At 52.3% G+C, this 20,575-nt stretch carries 21 protein-coding genes; 11 read left to right on the top strand and 10 right to left on the bottom strand.

The genetic code is table 11. The features are described from left to right. The first annotated feature begins 6 nt into the window (after positions 1-6). A complete protein-coding gene (locus AC13H5_RS01370) occupies positions 7-1,131 on the top strand; it encodes a DUF418 domain-containing protein (RefSeq protein ID WP_215190536.1) in 1,125 nt (374 codons plus the stop codon). A gap of 52 nt (positions 1,132-1,183) precedes the next feature. Here AC13H5_RS01370 and AC13H5_RS01365 read toward each other — a convergent pair whose 3' ends face one another. From AC13H5_RS01365 to AC13H5_RS01345, 5 genes are all read right to left on the bottom strand, one after another. Then, positions 1,184-2,113, bottom strand: coding sequence for a manganese-dependent inorganic pyrophosphatase (locus tag AC13H5_RS01365; RefSeq protein ID WP_034780718.1), 930 nt, complete (start codon positions 2,111-2,113; stop codon positions 1,184-1,186). A 96-nt stretch (positions 2,114-2,209) separates the two neighbouring features. Beyond that, positions 2,210-2,347: a hypothetical protein gene (locus AC13H5_RS01360; RefSeq protein ID WP_021068076.1), complete on the bottom strand. Its 138-nt coding sequence runs from the start codon at positions 2,345-2,347 to the stop codon at positions 2,210-2,212. Positions 2,348-2,441: 94 nt separating this feature from the next. Beyond that, the gene (locus AC13H5_RS01355; protein WP_034780715.1) at positions 2,442-2,723 is read right to left on the bottom strand and encodes a HesB/YadR/YfhF family protein; all 282 of its coding nucleotides are present in this window, start codon (positions 2,721-2,723) and stop codon (positions 2,442-2,444) included. 67 nt (positions 2,724-2,790) lie between these two features. Then, a complete protein-coding gene (locus AC13H5_RS01350) occupies positions 2,791-3,750 on the bottom strand; it encodes a LacI family DNA-binding transcriptional regulator (RefSeq protein ID WP_483546173.1) in 960 nt (319 codons plus the stop codon). Between the two features lie 11 nt (positions 3,751-3,761). Beyond that, positions 3,762-3,995 carry a hypothetical protein gene (locus tag AC13H5_RS01345; RefSeq protein ID WP_034780710.1) on the bottom strand — a complete coding sequence of 78 codons (234 nt, stop codon included), beginning with the start codon at positions 3,993-3,995 and terminating at the stop codon, positions 3,762-3,764. 236 nt (positions 3,996-4,231) lie between these two features. On the opposite strand from AC13H5_RS01345, the gene AC13H5_RS01340 reads away from it, so the two are divergent. The 4 genes from AC13H5_RS01340 (at position 4,232) to AC13H5_RS01325 (ending at position 8,595) form a co-directional block, all read left to right on the top strand. Further along, the gene (locus AC13H5_RS01340; protein ID WP_214710179.1) at positions 4,232-5,521 is read left to right on the top strand and encodes an NCS2 family permease; all 1,290 of its coding nucleotides are present in this window, start codon (positions 4,232-4,234) and stop codon (positions 5,519-5,521) included. 238 nt (positions 5,522-5,759) lie between these two features. Beyond that, positions 5,760-6,497 (top strand): (Fe-S)-binding protein, encoded by a 738-nt coding sequence (locus tag AC13H5_RS01335; RefSeq protein WP_214754910.1) that lies wholly within the window; start codon positions 5,760-5,762, stop codon positions 6,495-6,497. A 2-nt stretch (positions 6,498-6,499) separates the two neighbouring features. Further along, positions 6,500-7,903, top strand: coding sequence for a LutB/LldF family L-lactate oxidation iron-sulfur protein (locus AC13H5_RS01330; RefSeq protein WP_483546540.1), 1,404 nt, complete (start codon positions 6,500-6,502; stop codon positions 7,901-7,903). Next, a complete protein-coding gene (locus tag AC13H5_RS01325) occupies positions 7,900-8,595 on the top strand; it encodes a LutC/YkgG family protein (RefSeq protein WP_138860096.1) in 696 nt (231 codons plus the stop codon). The genes AC13H5_RS01330 and AC13H5_RS01325 overlap by 4 nt, the downstream gene beginning before the upstream one ends. Positions 8,596-8,653: 58 nt before the next feature. Here AC13H5_RS01325 and AC13H5_RS01320 read toward each other — a convergent pair whose 3' ends face one another. Further along, the gene (locus tag AC13H5_RS01320; RefSeq protein WP_034780701.1) at positions 8,654-9,679 is read right to left on the bottom strand and encodes a DUF4097 family beta strand repeat-containing protein; all 1,026 of its coding nucleotides are present in this window, start codon (positions 9,677-9,679) and stop codon (positions 8,654-8,656) included. Further along, a complete protein-coding gene (locus AC13H5_RS01315) occupies positions 9,676-9,996 on the bottom strand; it encodes a PadR family transcriptional regulator (protein ID WP_034780699.1) in 321 nt (106 codons plus the stop codon). The genes AC13H5_RS01320 and AC13H5_RS01315 overlap by 4 nt, the downstream gene beginning before the upstream one ends. Positions 9,997-10,187: 191 nt before the next feature. On the opposite strand from AC13H5_RS01315, the gene AC13H5_RS01310 reads away from it, so the two are divergent. After that, on the top strand, positions 10,188-12,143 hold the full coding sequence (locus tag AC13H5_RS01310) for a HAMP domain-containing sensor histidine kinase (protein WP_215190534.1): 1,956 nt from the start codon (positions 10,188-10,190) through the stop codon (positions 12,141-12,143). Between the two features lie 41 nt (positions 12,144-12,184). Here the strand turns inward: AC13H5_RS01310 and AC13H5_RS01305 are convergent, their stop codons facing one another. Continuing rightward, a complete protein-coding gene (locus AC13H5_RS01305) occupies positions 12,185-12,982 on the bottom strand; it encodes a glucose 1-dehydrogenase (RefSeq protein WP_034780694.1) in 798 nt (265 codons plus the stop codon). Positions 12,983-13,173: 191 nt separating this feature from the next. On the opposite strand from AC13H5_RS01305, the gene AC13H5_RS01300 reads away from it, so the two are divergent. Then, positions 13,174-14,496 (top strand): hemolysin family protein, encoded by a 1,323-nt coding sequence (locus tag AC13H5_RS01300; protein ID WP_034780692.1) that lies wholly within the window; start codon positions 13,174-13,176, stop codon positions 14,494-14,496. A gap of 192 nt (positions 14,497-14,688) precedes the next feature. After that, positions 14,689-15,681, top strand: coding sequence for a 5'-3' exonuclease (locus tag AC13H5_RS01295; protein WP_034780689.1), 993 nt, complete (start codon positions 14,689-14,691; stop codon positions 15,679-15,681). A 14-nt stretch (positions 15,682-15,695) separates the two neighbouring features. On the opposite strand, the gene AC13H5_RS01290 is transcribed toward AC13H5_RS01295, so the two are convergent. Further along, positions 15,696-16,496: a VOC family protein gene (locus AC13H5_RS01290; RefSeq protein ID WP_483546172.1), complete on the bottom strand. Its 801-nt coding sequence runs from the start codon at positions 16,494-16,496 to the stop codon at positions 15,696-15,698. 106 nt (positions 16,497-16,602) lie between these two features. Between AC13H5_RS01290 and AC13H5_RS01285 the strand changes: the two genes are divergently transcribed. Both AC13H5_RS01285 and AC13H5_RS01280 read left to right on the top strand, forming a co-directional pair. Then, the gene (locus tag AC13H5_RS01285) at positions 16,603-16,929 is read left to right on the top strand and encodes a winged helix-turn-helix transcriptional regulator (protein WP_034780682.1); all 327 of its coding nucleotides are present in this window, start codon (positions 16,603-16,605) and stop codon (positions 16,927-16,929) included. A gap of 63 nt (positions 16,930-16,992) precedes the next feature. Next, positions 16,993-18,000, top strand: coding sequence for a S66 family peptidase (locus tag AC13H5_RS01280; protein WP_483546171.1), 1,008 nt, complete (start codon positions 16,993-16,995; stop codon positions 17,998-18,000). A gap of 4 nt (positions 18,001-18,004) precedes the next feature. On the opposite strand, the gene AC13H5_RS01275 is transcribed toward AC13H5_RS01280, so the two are convergent. Beyond that, on the bottom strand, positions 18,005-19,195 hold the full coding sequence (locus AC13H5_RS01275) for a helix-turn-helix domain-containing protein (protein WP_034780676.1): 1,191 nt from the start codon (positions 19,193-19,195) through the stop codon (positions 18,005-18,007). 110 nt (positions 19,196-19,305) lie between these two features. On the opposite strand from AC13H5_RS01275, the gene AC13H5_RS01270 reads away from it, so the two are divergent. Next, complete coding sequence (locus AC13H5_RS01270; RefSeq protein WP_483546170.1) at positions 19,306-20,559, top strand: MFS transporter; 1,254 nt, start codon at positions 19,306-19,308, stop codon at positions 20,557-20,559. Positions 20,560-20,575: the final 16 nt, after the last annotated feature.

Here is a 20,575-nt window from a genome sequence, read left to right as displayed (position 1 = left end):
TGGCGTATGACTGGCCCGATTCAAGTAAACGAACGTATCGTTCTATATGACATCATTCGAGGGTTTGCCCTATGCGGCATCTTTCTCGTCAACATCCCCACAATGCTCGGAAGCGACTGGATTTCCGGTCGCGCCGACTATGCGGGGAGCGATTTACTCGTTCGGACGCTGTTCGATTTGTTCGTCCAGACGAAGTTTTACACGATTTTCTCGCTCCTGTTCGGAATCGGCTTCTCGATTTTTCTCGAGCGCTCGTATGCGCGCGGGGATTCGGTCGCCCGTTATATCCGCCGTATCGCGATTTTGTTTCTATTCGGACTCGTTCACCTGGCCATTTGGTCGGGTGACATCTTACATACGTACGCGATGTGGGGCTTGTTGCTCCCACTGTTTTATGGATTAAGCAACCGGGCGATTTTGACATGGGCATGGAGTTTGTTGATTGGGAGCTTTTTACTCTTCTATGTCTCATCCATGTACTTAGAATTGTCGCTCGGATTTAGGTTTAGTGGTGATCCTTTCCCGGCAATCTTTAATTCTGGATTCGGCCCATGGTTCGACTATCGCTTAGACGAAGAGATTTTTGACATGTTCCAAAACTCCTTTTTTGTCGGGGTTGAAATTCTAAGCCTGTTCTTGTTCGGACTTTATATCGGACGGGAACGGAAACTCCTCACGTGGAGCATCCGAGGATTGACGCGGACGGCCATCATCTGTGTAGTAGCGGCCCTTCCGTTCTTTGCAGTCATCCTTTGGCACCATTACGGTGACGGTGCCGAATATTCGGCGACAAATTCTGCCGCCGTCCTCGTCTCCGGCAAACTGCTCGCGACGGCGTACGTCTGTCTGTTCACGATTGCCGTCCGCAACGGGCGCGCATTCCGTCCGTTGCAGGCGCTCGGCCGTATGGCGCTGACGAACTATTTGACGCATACCCTCGTCGTCGTTCTGCCCGTTATCGCCCTCGGCTACTACGGTCGCCTGTCGTTGACGGAAGGATTGTTCTTAAGTATCGCGATTTTGATTGCCCAAGCGTTCTTCTCGATGTGGTGGCTCAAATCGCATCGATACGGCCCATTCGAGAAATTATGGCGCATTGGAACGTATGGACGACAAAAGCAAGCATCTTGACCGCAAAAAAAGGCTCGGAGCAGATTGATCTGCTTCGAGCCTTTCTCGTTTCTTAGTTCGTCGCCGCTGCTGTGAGCACCGGTACGATTTGCTTTTTACGTGAGACAACACCAGGGAGTGTCGCAAGACCATCGACCAACTTGACGTTGAACGCCTGCTCGAATAGATCCGTCTTCTTACCGACAACGAGTGCTTCCGAATCGTTCGTCAAAATGTTCGTGATGGCGAAGACAAACAAATCGAGTTCTTTGTCTAACATCTTCACGGCCATTGCCGCTTCGACTTCAGCTTTACGGCTCAACACGTCGTTCGCGTCGACCGTGTTCACTTGAGCGATCTCAATGCGGTAGTCGCCCATCGCAAACTCTTTCGCGTCGAGCGAGATGAGTTCTGGAATCGTCTTTTGGCTAAGGTCAGCTCCAGCTTTCAACATCTCTAGACCGTATGTCTCGATGTCTGTGCCTGAAATGGCTGCGAGTTCTTTTGCCGCTTTGATATCCTCGTCCGTGCATGTCGGTGACTTGAACAAGAGCGAGTCCGAGATGATCGCCGATAGCATCAATCCTGCCATGTCAGGCGCGATTTCGACACCGTGCTCTTTATAGAGTTTGAGCAAAATCGTCGCCGTGCATCCGACCGGCTCGGCCCGATAGTAGAGGGCATCCGCTGTTTGGAAGTTGGCGATGCGGTGATGGTCAACGACTTCGAGGATGCGCACGTCTGCGATGTCTTCCGCGCTTTGCTGGAACTCATTATGGTCGACCAGGATGACCGAGTTCGCTTCGTCTGACACGCGCTCCACAAGGCGTGGTGCCTTGACGCGGAAGTGGTCGAGCGCATATTGCGTCTCTCCGTTCACTTCACCGAGACGGACCGCCTCAGCGTCCATGCCTAACTTTTTCTTCAGCTCCGCGTAAGCGAGCGCCGAGCAAATCGTATCCGTGTCTGGATTTTTATGTCCAAAGACTAGTACTGTACTCATGATGCATTCTCCTCACTATGATAGTTTTCCCTTATCCATTATACCGTCTATCCTCATTCTTTCAATTCCCAAACAAAAAGAGCCACCAGGGGCTCTTTACGCTTGTTCGTCTTCGTCCGTCTCTTCAAGGTCCGAATGATCCCCTTTTGAATCTTCTTCATGCGAAATATCCGGTTGGTCTCGTTTCAACTTCTCTTGTTCTTCTTGTTCACGCTTTTTATCTTGTTCTGACATCTGTCTCATCCTTTCGGTTTTGTCATGTCGTAGACTGTTCCCCGAGCTGGATGGCTTCAAACGGATGTCGCATTTCTGTTAACAAACTGTGATGTCACGCTTGAACGAACACGACCTCGTCGCCACGAATCTCGACGTTGACGTCTTGTCCTTGGAATAACCACTCATCCTGTTCAGCCACGACGAAGCGAATCCCATCCGCTTCCGTTTCGACTACAGCGTTGTCGATGTCTTCTGTGATGACGCCCACTGAGAAGCCGTGCGTCAAGTCGGTCGAACCCCCATATTTGGCGAATAGGCGCACCGTCTGGCCTGCCTCAACTTCCATCTCATCTTTAAAAAATTGGAGTGCTTCTTCTGTCACGTTAATCTTCATTCGTCATCCTCCTCTCGACTTCTGTCTCCATTCTAATCGTTTCAGAAAAACCGAGCGAGAAAGTTGCTTAAAGGGTCGTCCCCGGCAAATACGTGACCGTTAAACTGTTTGCGACCGAAGCCGCACCGTTCATCTCCGCAAACGTCACATCGAACAACGTCCGTCCGATGTCTTCATTTGGCGAATGCATCGTCGACAGGCCGAACGCCTGACCGATTGGATGACCATCGAAGCCAAGGATGGCGACTTCGTCCGGGATGCTTACACCACGGCGGCGTAATTCTCCTAAAAAACCGAGCGCCACATAATCCGACGAGAAAAAGAGCGCTCGAGGACGCTCTTGTTGACGCAGAAACGCATCGGCCAGTCCGATCCCGTCCTCGCTCGTCAAGTAACCGGTCCAAACCCATCGCTCACGCGCAAGTTCGACTTCATCGAAGTACGCCTGCTGACGCGCGATCGAGCTTGGACTGTCTTCTCTTGACAACACGATGCCGATTTCAGTATATCCCGCTTGCGCCAACACGCGCAAACCGGCGACGAACGCGGTGTAATGATCGACGTGGACCGAAGAAATCGTCTGCGGCGCCCCGACGGTCGCGACCGAGATTGGACCAAATTGTCGATACGTTTCCATCTCATCGAATGACATCGTATGGGATAACAGGATCGCCCCATCGACTTCACGGTGCTTCAATAGATCAAGCGCTTGCCGTTCCTGGTCGAGTTGATACTCTGTCTGCCACATGACGAGTCGATAATCTCTTTGGAGGGCAGCTTTCGCGAGCCCGTTGACGAACAGTCCATAATACGGATGATCCAAATACGGCAACACGACGACGAAACGCTGCGTGCGACCGGTCGATAACGTCAGCGCCTGCTGATTCCGTAAATAGCCAAGTTCGGCCATTGCCCGTTGCACCCGCTCACGCTTCTCTTTCGACACGTACGGATGCTCATTGAGCACGCGCGACACCGTCGTCACGGAGACGTCCGCATATTTCGCGATATCTCGGATGTTCGCCATTCCGCTTCACCTCAATCTGTCAGTCTTTGCATATAGTGTACCCAGTCTGACTCCTGACTGTCACCTTTCGCAATCACTTGCTTTCGGATGGCTTGGACGAGGCGGAACCGTTCTTCGACGGGTAGATGAAGAAACTCGTCTTGAAAACGGGCGCACAACATTCTTCCGAGCGGCGTATACAACTGATTGATGACGAGTTCGTAGACGATCCCACTACACCATGTTTTCCACGTTGTCGGATTCATGAGCTTTCCCTCCTTTGACTTAACCGTACAGTCTGAAACGCGTTTCAGAGCAAGTACTATTTTTATTTCGCCTATTTCCGAACATTCAGCGCTTACATGAGGATATTTAAAGTTTTTTCACTCAAAATCATTGACGACAGCCAGCTCATTTTGTATAGTCATCAAGTTGATAACGTTAGTTCGACGATTGTCGGACATTATTGTTCGGAAATTACTAATTATAGGGAGTCCTACTCATGAACTTATTTCAATTAAAACAACATGGAACGAACGTTAAACAAGAAGTGATGGCAGGCATCACAACGTTCGTGACGATGGCTTACATCTCTGTCGTCAACCCGGCGATTCTGTCAGATGCCGGCATCCCGTTCGCCCAGGCATTCACGGCGACCATCATCGCCATCTTGATCGGTACCGGGCTCATGGCATTCTACGCCAACCTTCCGATTGCCGTCGCCCCAGGGATGGGACTGAACGCGTTCTTCGCGTATACGCTCGTCGCCCAGCAACAGATTACGCCGTCCGCTGCGCTCGGCGTCGTCTTCGTCTCATCGGTCTTCTTCTTGATTTTGTCGCTGTCACCGATTCGGACGAAACTGATTCAAGCCATCCCGGCCTCGCTCAAGCACGCCATCACGACCGGTATTGGTTTATTCATCGCCTCGCTCGGATTGAAGTTGTCAGGACTCATCGTCGCCGATGAAGCAAACCTCGTTCGCCTCGGGGACTTGTCGTCGCCAAGCGTCCTGCTCGTCCTCGGCGGTTTGATCGTCTCGGCCCTCTTGTTCTCACGGAACGTGCCGGGCTCGCTCCTCATCGGGATGGTGCTCACAGGCATCGCGGCCACCTTCATGGGTCTCTTGAAGATTGAAGGCGTGACGGCGATGCCGACATTGCCGGAAGGACTTATGGTCAATCCGCTCACGGCGTTCTCGGACGTCATCCAATACGGTTTGTTCGGTGCCGTCTTGTCGTTCTTCCTCGTCACGTTGTTCGATACGACCGGAACACTCGTCGGAGTCGGAAAACAGGCCAATCTGTTGAAAGAGGATGGGACAATCGAAAACGGGCACCGCGCCTTGTTCGCCGATTCGCTCGCGACGATGGGCGGTTCGCTCGTCGGGACGAGCCCGTCGACGGCTTATATCGAGTCGGCCGCCGGTGTCGCCCAAGGCGGACGGACCGGTCTTACGACAGCGGTCGTGGCCGCCATGTTCGGACTGACATTGTTCTTCAGCCCGCTCATCGGTGCCATCTCTGGCGTTGCCGCCATCACGGCACCGGCCCTCATCATCGTCGGTGCGCTCATGTTGACGAACGTCCGTTACATCGACTGGACAGACTTCAGCGAATACTTCCCGGCATTCATGACGATTCTCATCATGCCGCTCTCAGGCAGTATCGAACGCGGGATCGCCTTCGGTTTCATCCTGTATCCGATTTTTAAAGCGATGAACAAAGAAACAGTTCACCCGCTCATCTACTTGTTCGGCGCGCTATTCATCCTGGAAATGTTTTTCTTATAAGTTAGATTCGAGCCCTCGTCGACCGATGAGGGTTTTTCTGTTATCGGGCAGGGTAATGGTGTTTTATAGCAGTCATCTTCTGAATATTGATTCATTATCATTTAGTTCTCAATTAGACAGGATTTGACATTTTTTTGTGAGAATCGTTCCATTTTTCTGTTTTGAACTCGTTTGTTATGGAATAATAACTGTGAAACCGTTTTCGATTTTGACTAAGAACAGGAAAGAAGGAATGGACATGCCTAACGTGGCGCTGTTCGTCACTTGTCTCTCCGATACGTTGTTCCCATCGGTAGGACAAGCGACGGTCGAACTATTAGAACATCTAGGTTGTGACGTCAGTTTCCCATTTGAACAAACGTGTTGCGGGCAGCCCGCTTACAACAGTGGCTACCATGAAGAGACGAAAAAGATTGCGAAACATATGATTGAGACGTTCGAGAAGGCGGATGCTGAGTATATCGTCGGTCCGTCTGGGTCTTGTGTCATGATGATGCGCGACTATCCACATTTATTTAAAGACGATCCCGCTTGGAAGGCGCGGGCTGAGGCTCATGCGGCGAAGACGTTCGAGTTGACGCAGTTCATCGTTGACGTGCTCGAAGTGACGGACGTCGGGGCCAAATTCCCAGCCAAGGCAACGTATCATGCGTCTTGTCATATGACGCGGCTCCTCGGAATCGAGGCGGCACCGGGCCAGCTACTTAAAAATGTCGACGGATTGACGATGCTTCCGCTCGACAATGTCCACAACTGTTGTGGCTTCGGGGGGACATTCTCCGTCAAAATGCCAGACGTCTCGGTGCAGATGGTCGATGAGAAAGTCGAGTCGATCTTGAACTCGGGAGCCGAAGTGTTGATTGGGGCTGACGCTTCATGTCTGATGAACATCGGGGGACGTTTGCATAAACAAGGTCATCCGATCAAAGTGATGCATATCGCGGAAGTGTTGAACGAAGGGGTGAAACAAGCATGAGTATGGGGATTCGGCTAGATGAGAAGTTTCAGGATCGACGGAAGGACGGGATCGATAATCCGTTCATGCGCCAGGCTGTCAGTTCGGCGCAAAACCGACTGCGTGACGGACGACTGAACGCGGCTGGTGAACTCGGGGATTGGGAAGCGTTCCGGGACCATTCGGAAGAGATTCGCCAACACGTGCTCGAACATCTTGACTATTACTTGTATCAATTGAGCGAGAACATCTCAAAACGAGGTGGCAACGTCTTCTTCGCCGAGACGCCGGAAGAAGCGAACCGGTATATCCGGGAAGTTGTACGCGCCAAGAATGCCAAACATGTCGTCAAATCGAAGTCGATGGTGACAGAAGAAATCGGACTGAACGAGGCGCTCCATGAGGAAGGATGCATGGTCGTCGAGTCCGACCTCGGGGAATGGATCCTTCAACTCGATAATGACCCGCCGTCGCATATCGTCGCCCCGGCCCTCCATAAAGATCGGAACGCCGTCCATGAGACGTTCACGGCCCACGGCTACGAAGGATCGAACGACCCGACCGAGCTCGGGCGCTATGCACGCCGTGAGTTGCGGAAAGACTTTTTGAAAGCGGAGGTCGGCATCACCGGCTGTAACTTCGCCATCGCCGAGAGCGGTGCCGTCGGGCTCGTCACGAACGAAGGGAACGGCCGCATGGTGACGTCGCTTCCGGACACGGTCATTTCCGTCATGGGGATGGAACGGATCGTCCCGTCGTACGAGGAGTTCGAGGTGCTCGTCAATATGTTGTGCCGGAGCGCCGTCGGTCAACGACTCACCTCGTACATCACGACGTTCGCTGGCACGCGCGGCCACGGCGAAGTCGATGGACCAGAGGAGTTCCATCTCGTCATCGTCGACAACAAACGTTCCGGCATCCTCGGCACACAGTTCCAATCTGTGCTCCAATGCATCCGTTGTGCGGCCTGTATCAACGTCTGTCCCGTGTACCGCCACATCGGTGGTCATGCCTACGGCTCGATTTATCCGGGTCCGATCGGCGCCGTGCTCGCTCCACTCCTCGACGGCTACGAGAATTATAAAGAGTTGCCGTATGCCTCGAGTCTATGCGGTGCCTGTACGGAAGCCTGCCCGGTCAAGATTCCGCTCCACGAGCTATTGATCGAACATCGCCGTGTCATCGTCGAAGAGAAAAAACAGTCACCGTTCGTCGAGCGCATCGCCATGAAAGGCTTTGCGGTCACGTCGTCGAGCCCGTTCTTGTTCGAAGCGGCCGAACACATCGCGCCGTTCGCATCGTCCCCATTCACGAAAGCGGGACAAATCGAGAAAGGCTTGCCGGCCTGGACGGATTCGAAAGACTTGCCGCAACCCGCCAAGCAGACGGTACGGGATTGGTTCAAGAAACGGGGGAATGCAGAATGAATCCAGGCACGATCACCAATCGCGAAGACTTTCTAAAACGAATCGCCGGACAGCTCGGACGTGACGTCGACTTGACGCCGCCGAAACGCGTGTATAAGCACCGCCCGCAAGACGAGGTGCTGAAAGACGCCTCTGACGAGGAACTGCTCGAGACGTTCCGGATGGTCGCGACACGCATCCATACTGACGTCGTCGAATGCGAGTCGGCTAACCTCGATGATACACTCCGTCTCTTGATTGAACGGTATGATGGGCAGAGCATCATCGCCGAACGTGACGACCGAATCCAGGCATGGGCGCCCCAGACGAGCGAATCGTTCGACTGGTGGGATGCGGAGCGGCCAGAAGACAGCCGTGCCCTCGCCGTGAAGGCCGATATCGGTATCACGATTGCCGACCAGGCCCTCGCCGAGAGTGCGACGATTGTCCAGTACGCGGCTCCAGGGAAGTCACGCACAATCAGCTTATTGCCGCGCGACCATATTGCCATCATCCCGAAATCGGTGCTCGTGCCGCGGATGACACAGGCAGCCAAAAAATTAGCCGAACTTGACCGGACCGGTGACCTCGCCTCGCCGAACGGTGTCAACTTCATCTCCGGCCCGTCGAACTCGGCCGATATCGAGATGAATTTGATTGTCGGCGTCCACGGACCTGTCCGTGTCGCCTATTTGCTCGTCCATGACTTATAAGGAAAAAGACTCGCCGCGTGATGAAGCCATTCACGTAGCGAGTCTTTTTGTGTTCAGTTTATTCGACCGTGATACTCCCGTTTGAGCTCGTCAGTTTGACTTCAACCGCTCCGTCCCCGAACGTCCGCTCGTTCGCCCGATCCCCGAACAGCTCGACTTTGCCGTTTCTCGTCTTGGCCCGAATGACGGCATCACGCGGATCTTGCTTCAGACGCATATCGATGCGGCCATTGTTCGTCTTCAGACGGATTGGATGCTCGATCACATCAATCACACAGTCGATGCGGCCGTTCGAGGTTTTCCCCTCAATCGCTCCTGTCACGTCGTTAATATCGAGGCGACCGTTCGACGATTGGATTTCGAGGCGGTCCACGTTCGAGGCGCCCACTTCCACACTCCCGTTCGATGATTGCGCGTCAAGGATCTGTCCTGTTATCGACGTCAAACTGACTTTTCCGTTCGAGGAGCGGAATGAGGCACGCTCGGCGCGAACTGTGTGGGCCGTGATGCTCCCATTCTCACTCTCGACGTCGACCGACGTGGCGTCAACATTGCTCATATCGCACGAGCCGAGACGGTTTTTGATCATGACCTTCTCATACGCATGGCGCGGCAGCTCGACGTGTAACACCGGTGCTTTCGTGACGATCCAGGAGAATAGGTTCGACAGACCGAAACGACGTTCTGACTCAATTCGGATTTCGAGCGTGTCTCCAACGATATCCATCGTCACCCCGTGGTCCCGTTCCGTCTCGAGCGTCGCGTAGGCAAAGCCGTCATCAGATGGGACGACTTTGACGTGTGCTTGCAGGACATTGATCGAGACGTTGCGGAACGCAACGTTCGGACTTTTCACAATAGCCGGTTCCTTTCGCTCTGCAGTGAGTGGCTCGACCGTGCCGAGCAACTCGCTCGCGAGTGCGCTTGGCGTCCCGAGCTCCTCGACCATTGCCGCATCACTTTTCCCGTCGAGTCGTCCGCTCGCAAAGTACTCCGACACATCCCGTAAAATATCAACCCGATCGATGACGCTCATCCCCATCAACAAACGTTCGAGTTCCAATAAATACTGTTCTTCTGTCATTTGTCCGTTCCCCCTTCGATCAATTCGTTGACGCCGGTCGTGAACGTCTCCCATTCCGCGCGTAGTTCCGCCAAATGAGCTTTCCCCTGCTCCGTGATGGCGTAGTACTTTCGCGGTGGTCCTTCTGCCGATTCTTTTAAATACGTCGTGAAGTACCCGTCTGACGTGAGCCGCCTTAGGAGCGGGTAGACGGCACCTTCTGAGATGGCGACTTTTGCCGAAATGGCTTGCACGAGCTCATAACCGTAACGATCATGCGTCTCGACAAGTGCGAGCACGCACAAGTTGAGCACGCCTTTCTTAAATTGAGGATTCATTCCCTCGCCTCCTCTACTATATATTAAACAATAGCTTATCGTTCACTATTATTCAATAGACAATAGTTAGATTTCCGCTTATTTCTTGATTGGTGGAAACAACTGGTTTAAATCTGTACAATGAAAGAACGACACTCGCAGGATATTTGTCACATCAGGAATGTACGCAGTTCCGGGAAGGACCGGTCTTTATGAAAGCATGGATTGACCAGCGGATCGGAAGACAGTTTTTATTCGTCTTCTATTTATTCATCGGACTGATCCTCCTGACCTCACTCGCCGTGTACATGTATACGGAAAACCGAATCGAACAGACGACATCATCGCTCGAGAACATTAGTGAACGTCGCACGAACGCGACCGAACTATTCGAAACGTGGCAGTCGATGCAATATGAAATGCGTGGCTATGTCATCCTCGGCGACGAGGCGATGCTCGCTCGCGTGAAAGAAAAACAAGACTTGATTGAGATTCAGACCGCATGGTTCGAGACGAACGCGGTCACGGAAAAAGAGAAGACGTATGCCAGCGACGCGCGGACGCTATTCTCGGCCTATCAACAACGCGTCATGCCGAGCCTAGAGCGATATGTCATCGCCAAACGCGAAGGGACGGTCACTGAACCGTTCTTGAAAATGCCGACGCTCGGTAAAGTGAATCCACAAGCGGAACCACCTGCCGATCGCAAATTCAAGATCAATTCGAAAAGTGCCGCTGACATGAGCGCGAGCATCGTCGATATGGAGACCGTATTCACGGAGTATCGCAACTCATTGAATGAAGAAGAGAATCTGCTACGGGAACAACTGGCCACACATACGAAGTGGGCCCAAGTGTTATGGCTCCTCTCTCTCTTAGCGGTCTTGCTCGTCCTCTTCATCGCCGCCCGTCCTTACGTCCAACGACTGACCGGTCAACTTCATGAGTTGATCATCAACAGTGAACGTTTGGCGGACGAACGGATCATCCCGATCCCGGCGGCTGTGTCGTCACGAAATGAGGTTGGACAATTGACGAACTCCTTCCGTCAAATGGCCTCTTCGCTCGCGACGCAACGCAATCAAGTCGAGGAAGAACGCGAGAAGACGGCGCGGCTCCTTCACTCGATTCGTGATGCGGTCATTTATGTGGAGCATACGACGCATGAAAAATTCGCTAACCAGGCCCTCTTCATCATGTTCAATCAAGCCGCCACGAAACGAAACGAGATGGACTTGTATCGCTTGGACGCCGATCTAGAAGAACTCGGTCTTCAAGTCGATCAAAAAGATTCGTTCTTCTCATTTATGCGTCGCGCGTTTGATGGCGAGAGCATGGAAGAGAGCGTGACGTTCTCGATGAATCAAGAAGCCCGTTTCATCCAGATGTACGCGGAAAAGATTCACTTGCGTGGTACCCGGCACGGTACGATGCTCGTCTTCCGGGACGTGACACAAGAGACCGAGGTCGATCGGTTGAAGACAGAGCTCGTCTCGACCGTGTCGCACGAATTGCGTACACCGCTCACGAGCATCATCGGCTTCACCGAGCTGTTGCGTTATCGAACGATGCCTGCCGAACGCACCGACCAATACTTAGGAATGATCCACCAAGAGACATTGCGTCTCGAGGACTTGATTTCAAACTTATTGGACGTGCAACGGATGGAGTCCGGCAAACAGACGTACCATAGCCAACCGGAGAGCCTGCATGACATCTTGAAAGAGACGATTGCCGTCCACCAAGGCGCGAGCGAACATCATCAGCTCGCCCTCGAATGTGACACAAATCTCTATGTATATGGTGACCGGGATCGGCTCAGTCAGCTGTTCACGAACTTGCTCCACAATGCGATCAAGTACTCGCCGGATGGCGGGAAAGTGGCCGTCTGCGTTACAAATGATAAATCAGACGTCATTGAGATTTCCATTCAAGACACAGGCATCGGGATTCCGATGGCGGCATTGCCGAAACTGTTCGACAAGTTTTATCGCGTCGACAATTCGGCCAGCCGTAAAATCGGCGGCACGGGCCTCGGCCTCGCCATCTGTAAAGAGATTGCTGAAGGGCACGGCGGCTCGATTCGAGTCGATTCGAGCGTCGGCCATGGCTCGACGTTCACGATTATCTTGCCGAAGTATAGTATGGAAGACCAGATGAGCAGCTAACGAACAAGGGAGGACTCGCGTAAAGCGAGTCCTCCCTTTCGTCATTGTACTTTATTTTCAGGTCCGAAAGCCGGGTACAGCGATAGACCGCCATCCGCGAAAATCGTCGCGCCTGTGACGTACGACGACTCGTCAGAAGCAAGCCAGGCCGCCACGGCCGCAATCTGTTCAGGACGCCCGATCTCATGCGTCGGGATGAGTGCCTCAAGTCCTTTTTTCTCTTCCGGGTCTTGCATTGTCTCTTCGTTGATCGGTGTGTCGATCGCGCCCGGCGCGATGCCGTTGACACGGATCTTGTTCGGTGCGTACTCGAGCGCGACCGATTTCGTGAACATCTTGACGCCACCCTTACTCGCTGCGTAATGGGTATAACCAGGACGCGGAATCACTTCATGCACCGACGACATGTTGATGATGTTCCCTTGGATTTTGTGCTCCACAAAATATTTGAGAGCGGCCCGCACACCAAGGAACGTTCCAGTCAAGTTCGTGTCGATGATTTTCTTCCAGTTGTCGAGTTCCATCTCATGCGTTTTTGCTTCGACCTGCACCCCTGCATTATTGACGAAGATGTCCATCTTCCCGAACTCGGACACGGCCGTTTCAATCATCTTCTCGGCGAGTCCTTCTTCCGCGACGTCACCTTTCACCGCGACTGCCTTGCCGCCAGCCTCTTCGATTCCTTGAATCACTTTCTTCATCTCGTCTTCACTGCTGCGATAGTTCAGGACGACATGGACCCCTTCTTTTGCGTAACGCTCTGCAATCGCTCGACCGAGTCCTTTCGAACTGCCGGTGATGACTGCGACTTTGCCTTTCAGTTCTGGATAGTTAGCCATATCAATTCCTCCTTCGTCTCTTCTCGATTTGTAGTTCCCTCATTCCCCTCTTCGTGAAACCTTTTAGGCTGTTTTTTGAATATTTGTGGCAAATCTACTATACTGAAACAAACTATTCGTTTTCAGGGATTCTCCTGAACGACATACAACTTACTCTAATGGAGGTGACTCCCCGATTTTTGGGGGAATTTTTGGACAGTCCCATGTTATTCAGCTTATTGATCGTCGCCCTGCTCATTTTCATGACCGCCTTTTTTGTGGCGGCTGAATTCTCGATTGTTAAAGTGCGCGGCGCCCGTCTTGACCAACTCGTGCTCGAGGGAAACAAACGGGCCTCTGTCGCCAAAAAGGTGATTGAAAACCTTGATGACTCGCTATCGGCTTCACAGTTCGGTATCACGCTCGCCGCACTCGGTCTCGGTTGGATCGGTGCGGATCAAATCGAAGGGATGATTCAACCGCTTGTCGACCGTTTGAACGTATCGACGTCGCTCGCGACCGTCCTATCCTTTTTGATTGCCTTCTTACTGATTGCCTTCTTGCACGTCGTCATCGGGGAACTGGTCCCGAAAACACTGGCCGTGCACGAAGCCGAGCGCTTGACACTGCTCGTCGCCCGACCGCTTTATTTCTTCACGAAATTATTGTATCCGTTCATCCACGTGCTAAACGGCACAGCCCGGCTGACACTTCGCTTGTTCGGCGTGCAGACGACAGCACAGGAGACGGCGCACTCGGAAGAAGAACTCAAAATCATCATGACCGAGAGTTTCCGCAGTGGAGAAATTAACGAGAATGAGCTCGCCTACGTTCAAAATATCTTCTCTTTCGACGAACGTGTCGCCAAAGACGCGATGGTCCCACGGATGAACATGGTGACCATCGACGAAGAAGACTCGATTGAGACGATTATCGCTACCGTCCAAGAGCACCAATATACGCGCTACCCGGTCACCCGTGACGGTGACCGCGATGATGTGCTTGGCTTTATTAACGCCAAGCAGCTATTCACCGCTCAACTCGTCAAGAGCGACGCCCCGTTCGAATCGTTCATCCATCAACTCCCGCTCGTGACGGAGTTCACGCCGCTTCAAGAGGCGATGGTGAAAATGCAGAACGCGCGGACGATGATGTGTCTCGTCATCGACGAGTATGGGGGTACGGCGGGACTTCTCACGATTGAAGATATCCTCGAGGAAATCGTTGGGGAGATTCGTGATGAATTCGACCGTGACGAGCAAGCTGAGATCACCGAAGTCACACCCGGGCATTATCGCCTGTCCGGTCTCGTCTTGACGCAAGAGATCGAAGAACGGTTCGGCATCGAAATCGAGGATGATGTCGATACGATCGGCGGCTTCGTCTTATCACAAAAAGCGAATGCACGTACTGGAGAACGCTTCGTCTTACCGGGCGAACATGAGCTGATTGTTCGTGAAATCGACAATCACCGTATCGTTTTCGTCGATTTGATTTTGGCTCATAAAGACGAGATTCAACCTGAACTCGACTGACCAATTAGACCGCCCTCCCCGAAAAATCGGGGAGGGCTTTTCGTAGGCGGTCCGAACTGTCGCTATATTTTCAGACCTTGTCGTGATATACTGCACATATGTTGCTTATTTGAGTGCGTGTCACTCATTGACACAACATCACCGAACAGTTCATGAATGTTCGGTCCAACAACTACAGAAAGAAGGTTACGCATGGAACGTAAACTATTTTTAATTGACGGAAACTCCATGCTGGCCAGTGCCTATTACGGTGCCGCCGCGAGCCGAACGAAAAAAGGACGCGAGGTATCTAAAAACGATCGGAGTGCCGTCATCGGTATGACCGGCCTCATCCGGACGATTCTACGTAGACATCGTCCGACTCATTTTGTCGTCGTGTGGGACGTCTCACGTGAAACATTATGGCGCCGCGAGCTTTATCCAGGCTATAAACGCCGTCGCCGCCAGACACCACCCGAGTTGAAAGCTCAAATGGAACTCATGCGCCAATTGCTTGAAGATAGCGGGATTCCGCAATATCAAGTCGAAGGCTATGAAGGAGAAGATTTGATCGCTCATATCGCTCGGAAGTTTAGCTGTAGCGCTCCTGTCGTCATCATGACGAAAGACAAGGACTTGCTTCAGCTCGTGAGCCCACGCATCACCGTTTGGCTTCAAACGCAAGAGTTGCAACAAATGCAGGCTCGTTGCGACATCAAAGACAATCGCCCGCTCCCGCTCAAGCGACATCTCGAGATTCGTCCTGAGGAGATTGCGGCGTTGTACGAAGGATTGAAGCCAAAACAGCTCTCAGCAGTCAAAGCATTGACAGGAGACCGTTCAGACGGGATCCCGCCTGTGGCCGGATTGGACGAAAGCCAATCGGTCCAGTTGATCAAACGCTTTGGTTCGCTTGATAAGCTCTATACGGCGCTAAGCGTCAAAGGCGACAAACGACAATTAATCAATGAAACGATCGCGGCACTGACGTCAGAAGAAGTGCCCCGTAACTTGAGACGCACACGTAAAAAGGCCGAGCGCAACATGGAGCTCGTCCGTCTCGATGTCACGGTGCCAGAACTCGAACACTTGAAACTCGCTCATCTTGAGCTCAGTATCAATTCAAAACGTGTCGAACAAGCGTATCAAAAACGCGGCATTCGCCTCTCGTTTGATTCGAGTCAAAAGAAAATTTCAGCACGCTAAAAAAGCGCGGACAATTAGTCCACGCTTTTTATATTTACCTTGATGCCATCATCGTCGGTGAGCGACCATTCCGGTGTCGTCCCGCCAAGCGCGCGGTTTGTCTCTGCGTCGACCAAAAGCGTCCACGCCTCCAGACCGGCCTCTTGTCCCATCGCCTGGCTCGGCCGGGCCCAGACGTTCGTCCCGATATGGTGATGATACCCGTCGGCCGCTAAAAATAAGGCGCCTGGATACGAATCGGTCGTCACCGTGAAACCGAGACGATTTTGATAGAATAATTTTGCCGCTTCTAGGGAACGTACTTTGAAGTGGACATGCCCCATCGTCGTCCCGTTCGGAAGGCCCGTGAACGGACGGTCGGCCGCCGCCTCGAGCATCGATTCATATTCAACCGGGTCCGTCGACATCTTCACATGACCGTTCGCTTGATATTCCCACTGCTCCCGGGGACGATCCGCGTAGAGCTCGATGCCGTTGCCTTCCGGGTCGCTCAAATAAAACGCCTCGCTGACCAAATGATCACCTTGGCCGACTTCAATCCGTTGCTCAATCAAATGACGAAGAATCCGTCCGAGTTCGACACGGTCCGGCAATAAGATGGCCATATGGAACAAACCGGCTGCTCGTGGATTTGGACGCACGCCGCTCACTTCATGTAAGACGACAAGTGCCATTTCATGGGTTCCGAGCGTGACGCGATGTTCTGACGTCTCGAGCACATCCATTCCGATGACGCGCTCATAATACGTTTTCATCGTTTCTAAATCATTGACGCGCAGCGTGACAGCGCCGAGTTGTATGTTTGTTAATTTCATAGTTGATCACCTCTGTCCTCAGTATACTCGCTAAGTAGGATCGACAGAAGACGGCACAAAAAGGTGGTATAGTTACCTAAAGGATACTTAGAGAGGAGTGAGGCAGATGCCACTGATTTCAAGCTGTGAGGTCGATACCGCACTCGAGATGATCACGGGAAAATGGAAACCATCGATTTTACTCGCACTCATCAACGAAGACACGTTGCGGTTCAGCGAATTGAAACGTTCCCTTCCGAACATCAGTCAAAAAATTTTGACGGCCCAGCTCCGCGATTTAGAGGAGCAGGACCTCATCATCCGGACCGTCTATCCGGAGGTGCCGCCTCGCGTCGACTATCGCTTGAGCGAGTACGGGAAAACGCTCATCCCGGTGCTCGAGACGATGAACGCTTGGGGCATTCAACACGCCGAACGCATGCGCAACAAATAATTGTCCACATGTGGATAACCCATTTCCGTAACATCATCTATCACTTATCCACAGGAGGCTCACATGATTCGTTATCCACAGTTAACCGGTCATCACTTCGGTGTGACGGCCCCTTCATCGGGTGTTCCTGCTGAACTGCACAAGTTGCTCCACGAGGCCGAAGCCACATTCACTCGCCATGGCTTCACGCTCCAATTTGAACCATCGGTCTGGACGCAGGACAAAGCGAAATCGGCACCGGCAAAAGTCCGGGCCGATGAGTTGACGCGCTTGTTCCATGACGAGGCCATTGACCTGATTATTCCGCCATGGGGCGGCGTCTTATTGATTGAGTTGCTAGACGCGATTGACTGGGACGCGCTCCCTCCGAAATGGATGCTCGGATATTCGGACGTCAGCTTATTCCTATTCGTGTACACGCTCAAGACCGGTATCGCTTCGGCCCACGGGACGAACCTCGTCGACCTACGCGGCGAAGAATGGGACGCGACGAGCTCGCGTTGGCTCGACGTCGTATCGGCGAAAGAAGGCGAGACGGTCATCCAACTCGCCTCGGAACAGTTCCAAAAAGAGTGGCAACATGAGAACCCGAGCCCTCATGTGTATCACTTGACCGAGCCGACCGAATGGAAATCACTCGGTGGGACGGAAGCGACCGGACGACTGCTCGGCGGCTGTATCGACGTCTTGTTGCATACGATCGGCACACCGTATGGCGACGTCGCTACGTTCCAACAGACCCATTTGAACGGGGAACCGATTCTTTGGTATTTCGAGAATGCCGAGCTCGATGTACCGGCACTCAAACGGACCCTGCTTCAAATGAAGTGGGCCGGTTGGTTCGATCATACGTCTGGCATTCTGTTCGGGCGCAGTGCGGCCCAACAGCCCGTCCAAGGCTACACGGCAGAGGACGTGTATGCGGAACTGCAGGCATTGCTCGACGTACCTGTCATCTACGACATCGACTGCGGGCACGTCCCGCCGCAAATGACACTGATCAACGGTGCCCACGCCTCGGTTCAAGTCGAGGACGGCAAAGGGACACTCATTCAAACGTTCAAGGGCTGACGCGTCAGCCCTTGATTTTTTGTAACAGCTCAGTCAAATGTGTCCGGTAAAATCCTTCTGGAAGCTTTTCGACGGCTTCACGAATAAACGGGATTAACTTATCCCCACATCCGTAGCTCGCCCCAATCAGCACACCCTCGAAATATACGGCCTGGTCAATCAAACTATGCGCCTTCCAATCATCCATTCCTTCCCATAGACGGTCGAACGCCTTGTCCCCTGTTTCTTTTTCCCCTTTCATCGCATAGTAGACGCCTTTTGACATTTCAATCGCGGCGATGAATGGGTAATCTTCAGCTAGCAGTCGTTCCATTTCTTCGATGTGTCGTCCTAGGTGTTCGACACGACGATAATGGATGGCATAGAGCGCTTCTGACAACGCGAGTCTTACTTTTGCGACGTGATCATCCGTGAACTGAATGTATTGTCTCGCTTTCACAAATGCTTCATCGATTCGTTGTTCGTCCTTCAAATACAGCGAACATAACGCGATGGTCCGATATACATCATCCGCTCGATAGTACGTTCGTGTCTGATGCATATATTGAAGCGCATCATCTAAATGACGAATAGCTCCTGACAAATCGCCTTCATACGTCAACTCTTTCATAACGAGTATCATCGCATATTCGATTCGGGTTCTCGAAGACATGTTTCGCACATCTAACCATTCCATCCGATCGATTTGCGCGCTAGCTTCCTCGAACTCATTCCATAAAATGTGATAAAACGCTTTTCCAACAAGCGCCATCGCTAGCTCATCTCTTTCCCCGAGTCGCTCAAATAAGGTGATGGCACGCTCATAAAACGTTAACAGTTCAGCCCGTTTGTCGCTATATCTCAATTGGTCTCCCATAATGATATAGGCACGACCTTGCCATACTGAGTTCATCTCGGGCTCTAGGTACGGAGTGAGTGCTTCATGCGTGGCTTTTTCAGTCCACTGATCGAGCGTCAATTGCGCATATTCAATCTCCTCGACAATTTTCTGTAGTTCCGCCTCGCGCGGATCGACGAGAAGTGACTGCACCGACACGCCCAGCCGCTTGGCGATTTCACGAAGACTGCGCATCGACGCCTCCGCCTTTCCATTTTCAATCATACTGAGCATCGATTTTGTGATGATGCCTTCGGCCAGTTGACTTTGGGTCAATTTTTTTTCTTTTCGTAACGCTTTAATCCGTTGTCCAATCATAGGCCACCTCTTAAAAGTTAAATTTAATTGAACTTATTGTATACAAATCGGTTGTCATCGTTTACTATAAAGTTAAATCAGGTTGAACTTAATTGTAAAGGAGAATCGATATGACGACCACCTCATCAAACTTGTATGTATTGTTGATCGGAAAATTCATGTCGTTGTTCGCATCCAGCCTCTTCACGTTCGTCGCGGGATTGACCGTGCTGACAACATCTGGCTCAGGGCTCCAGTTCGCGCTCGTCTTGCTCGCCGGCACAGTGCCGCGCGTTTTATTATCTCCGTTTGCCGGGGCATTCGCCGACAAACTGGATCGCAAACGCGTGATTATCACGATGGAGTCAGTAAACGCCTTATTATTTTTGGCTGCTGGCATCGCGAGTCTCGTCTGGACGTTCGGCGTCCCTGCTTTCTTGATTATCACATGTCTGCTCTCTGTCGTCTCGACTTTCTTATCGGTCACGTTGTCGAGCTCGATTCCGCTCTTGTTTGACGAAGACGGGCTCCAACGCGCAAACTCGCTCGTTCAAAGCACCATTTCCATCTCAAGCATCGGCACGCCGCTACTCGCCGGAGCACTGTTCACTTTGCTGCCCGTCTCGGCATTTTTGTTCAGTTCGTCGCTCTTGTTTGTCATCGCCGCCTTTTTCGCCTCTCGTCTCCACTTTAAAACGTATGACCATGTCCCCACCGAGCAGTCCACTTGGAACGAGGTCCAATCTGGCTTCCACTACTTGAAACGCCAGCGCGTACTTTGGACGTTGACCCTTTTAGCAGCATTGCTCAATTTCTTCTTCGTTGCCGCAGAAGTACTATTCCCGATTGCCGCCCTACAAGAAATCGGCGTCAGTCCGCTCCAGTTCGGCTTTTTAGAAAGCATGTTCGCCGTCGGCTTTTTAGTCGCCTCGCTCGCCCATGCGTTACCGGTCTTTCAAATCAAGCATCGGCTAGCCACGACCCGAACCGCGCTGATCATTATGAGTTGCCTCTTTATCGGACCGGCCGTCCCGCTCTATTTTGCCTTCTCAGTCACACCAGCTATCGTCTTCTTCGCTGGTTTCGCCTTATTAAGCGGATTCTTCATCATCCGCGTCAATATCCCCATCCAGCTCTATTTACAGACGAACACGGAACCAAGTTATCTCGGTCGCGTGATCGGTGTTCTCGAATCCCTCGCCATGGGCATCACACCGTTCGGATTCATCGTGTTTGGCCTATTGAGCGAATGGATGCCGGTCGCCTCACTCTATACGATTTGCATGCTCTGCCTCCTCACTATCACGTTGTTCGCGATGTATCGGATCCGTCACGACATCGCTGCCGAAAAAGCAGATGTGTCAGCGAAAGCAGAAAGTGCGTGAACACAAAAAGACATCG

The sequence above is a fragment of the Exiguobacterium sp. FD-YE-25-4 genome (assembly GCF_057004685.1).
Note: the sequence above shows the minus strand (reverse complement) of the source record. Positions and strands in the feature narration are given on the sequence as shown.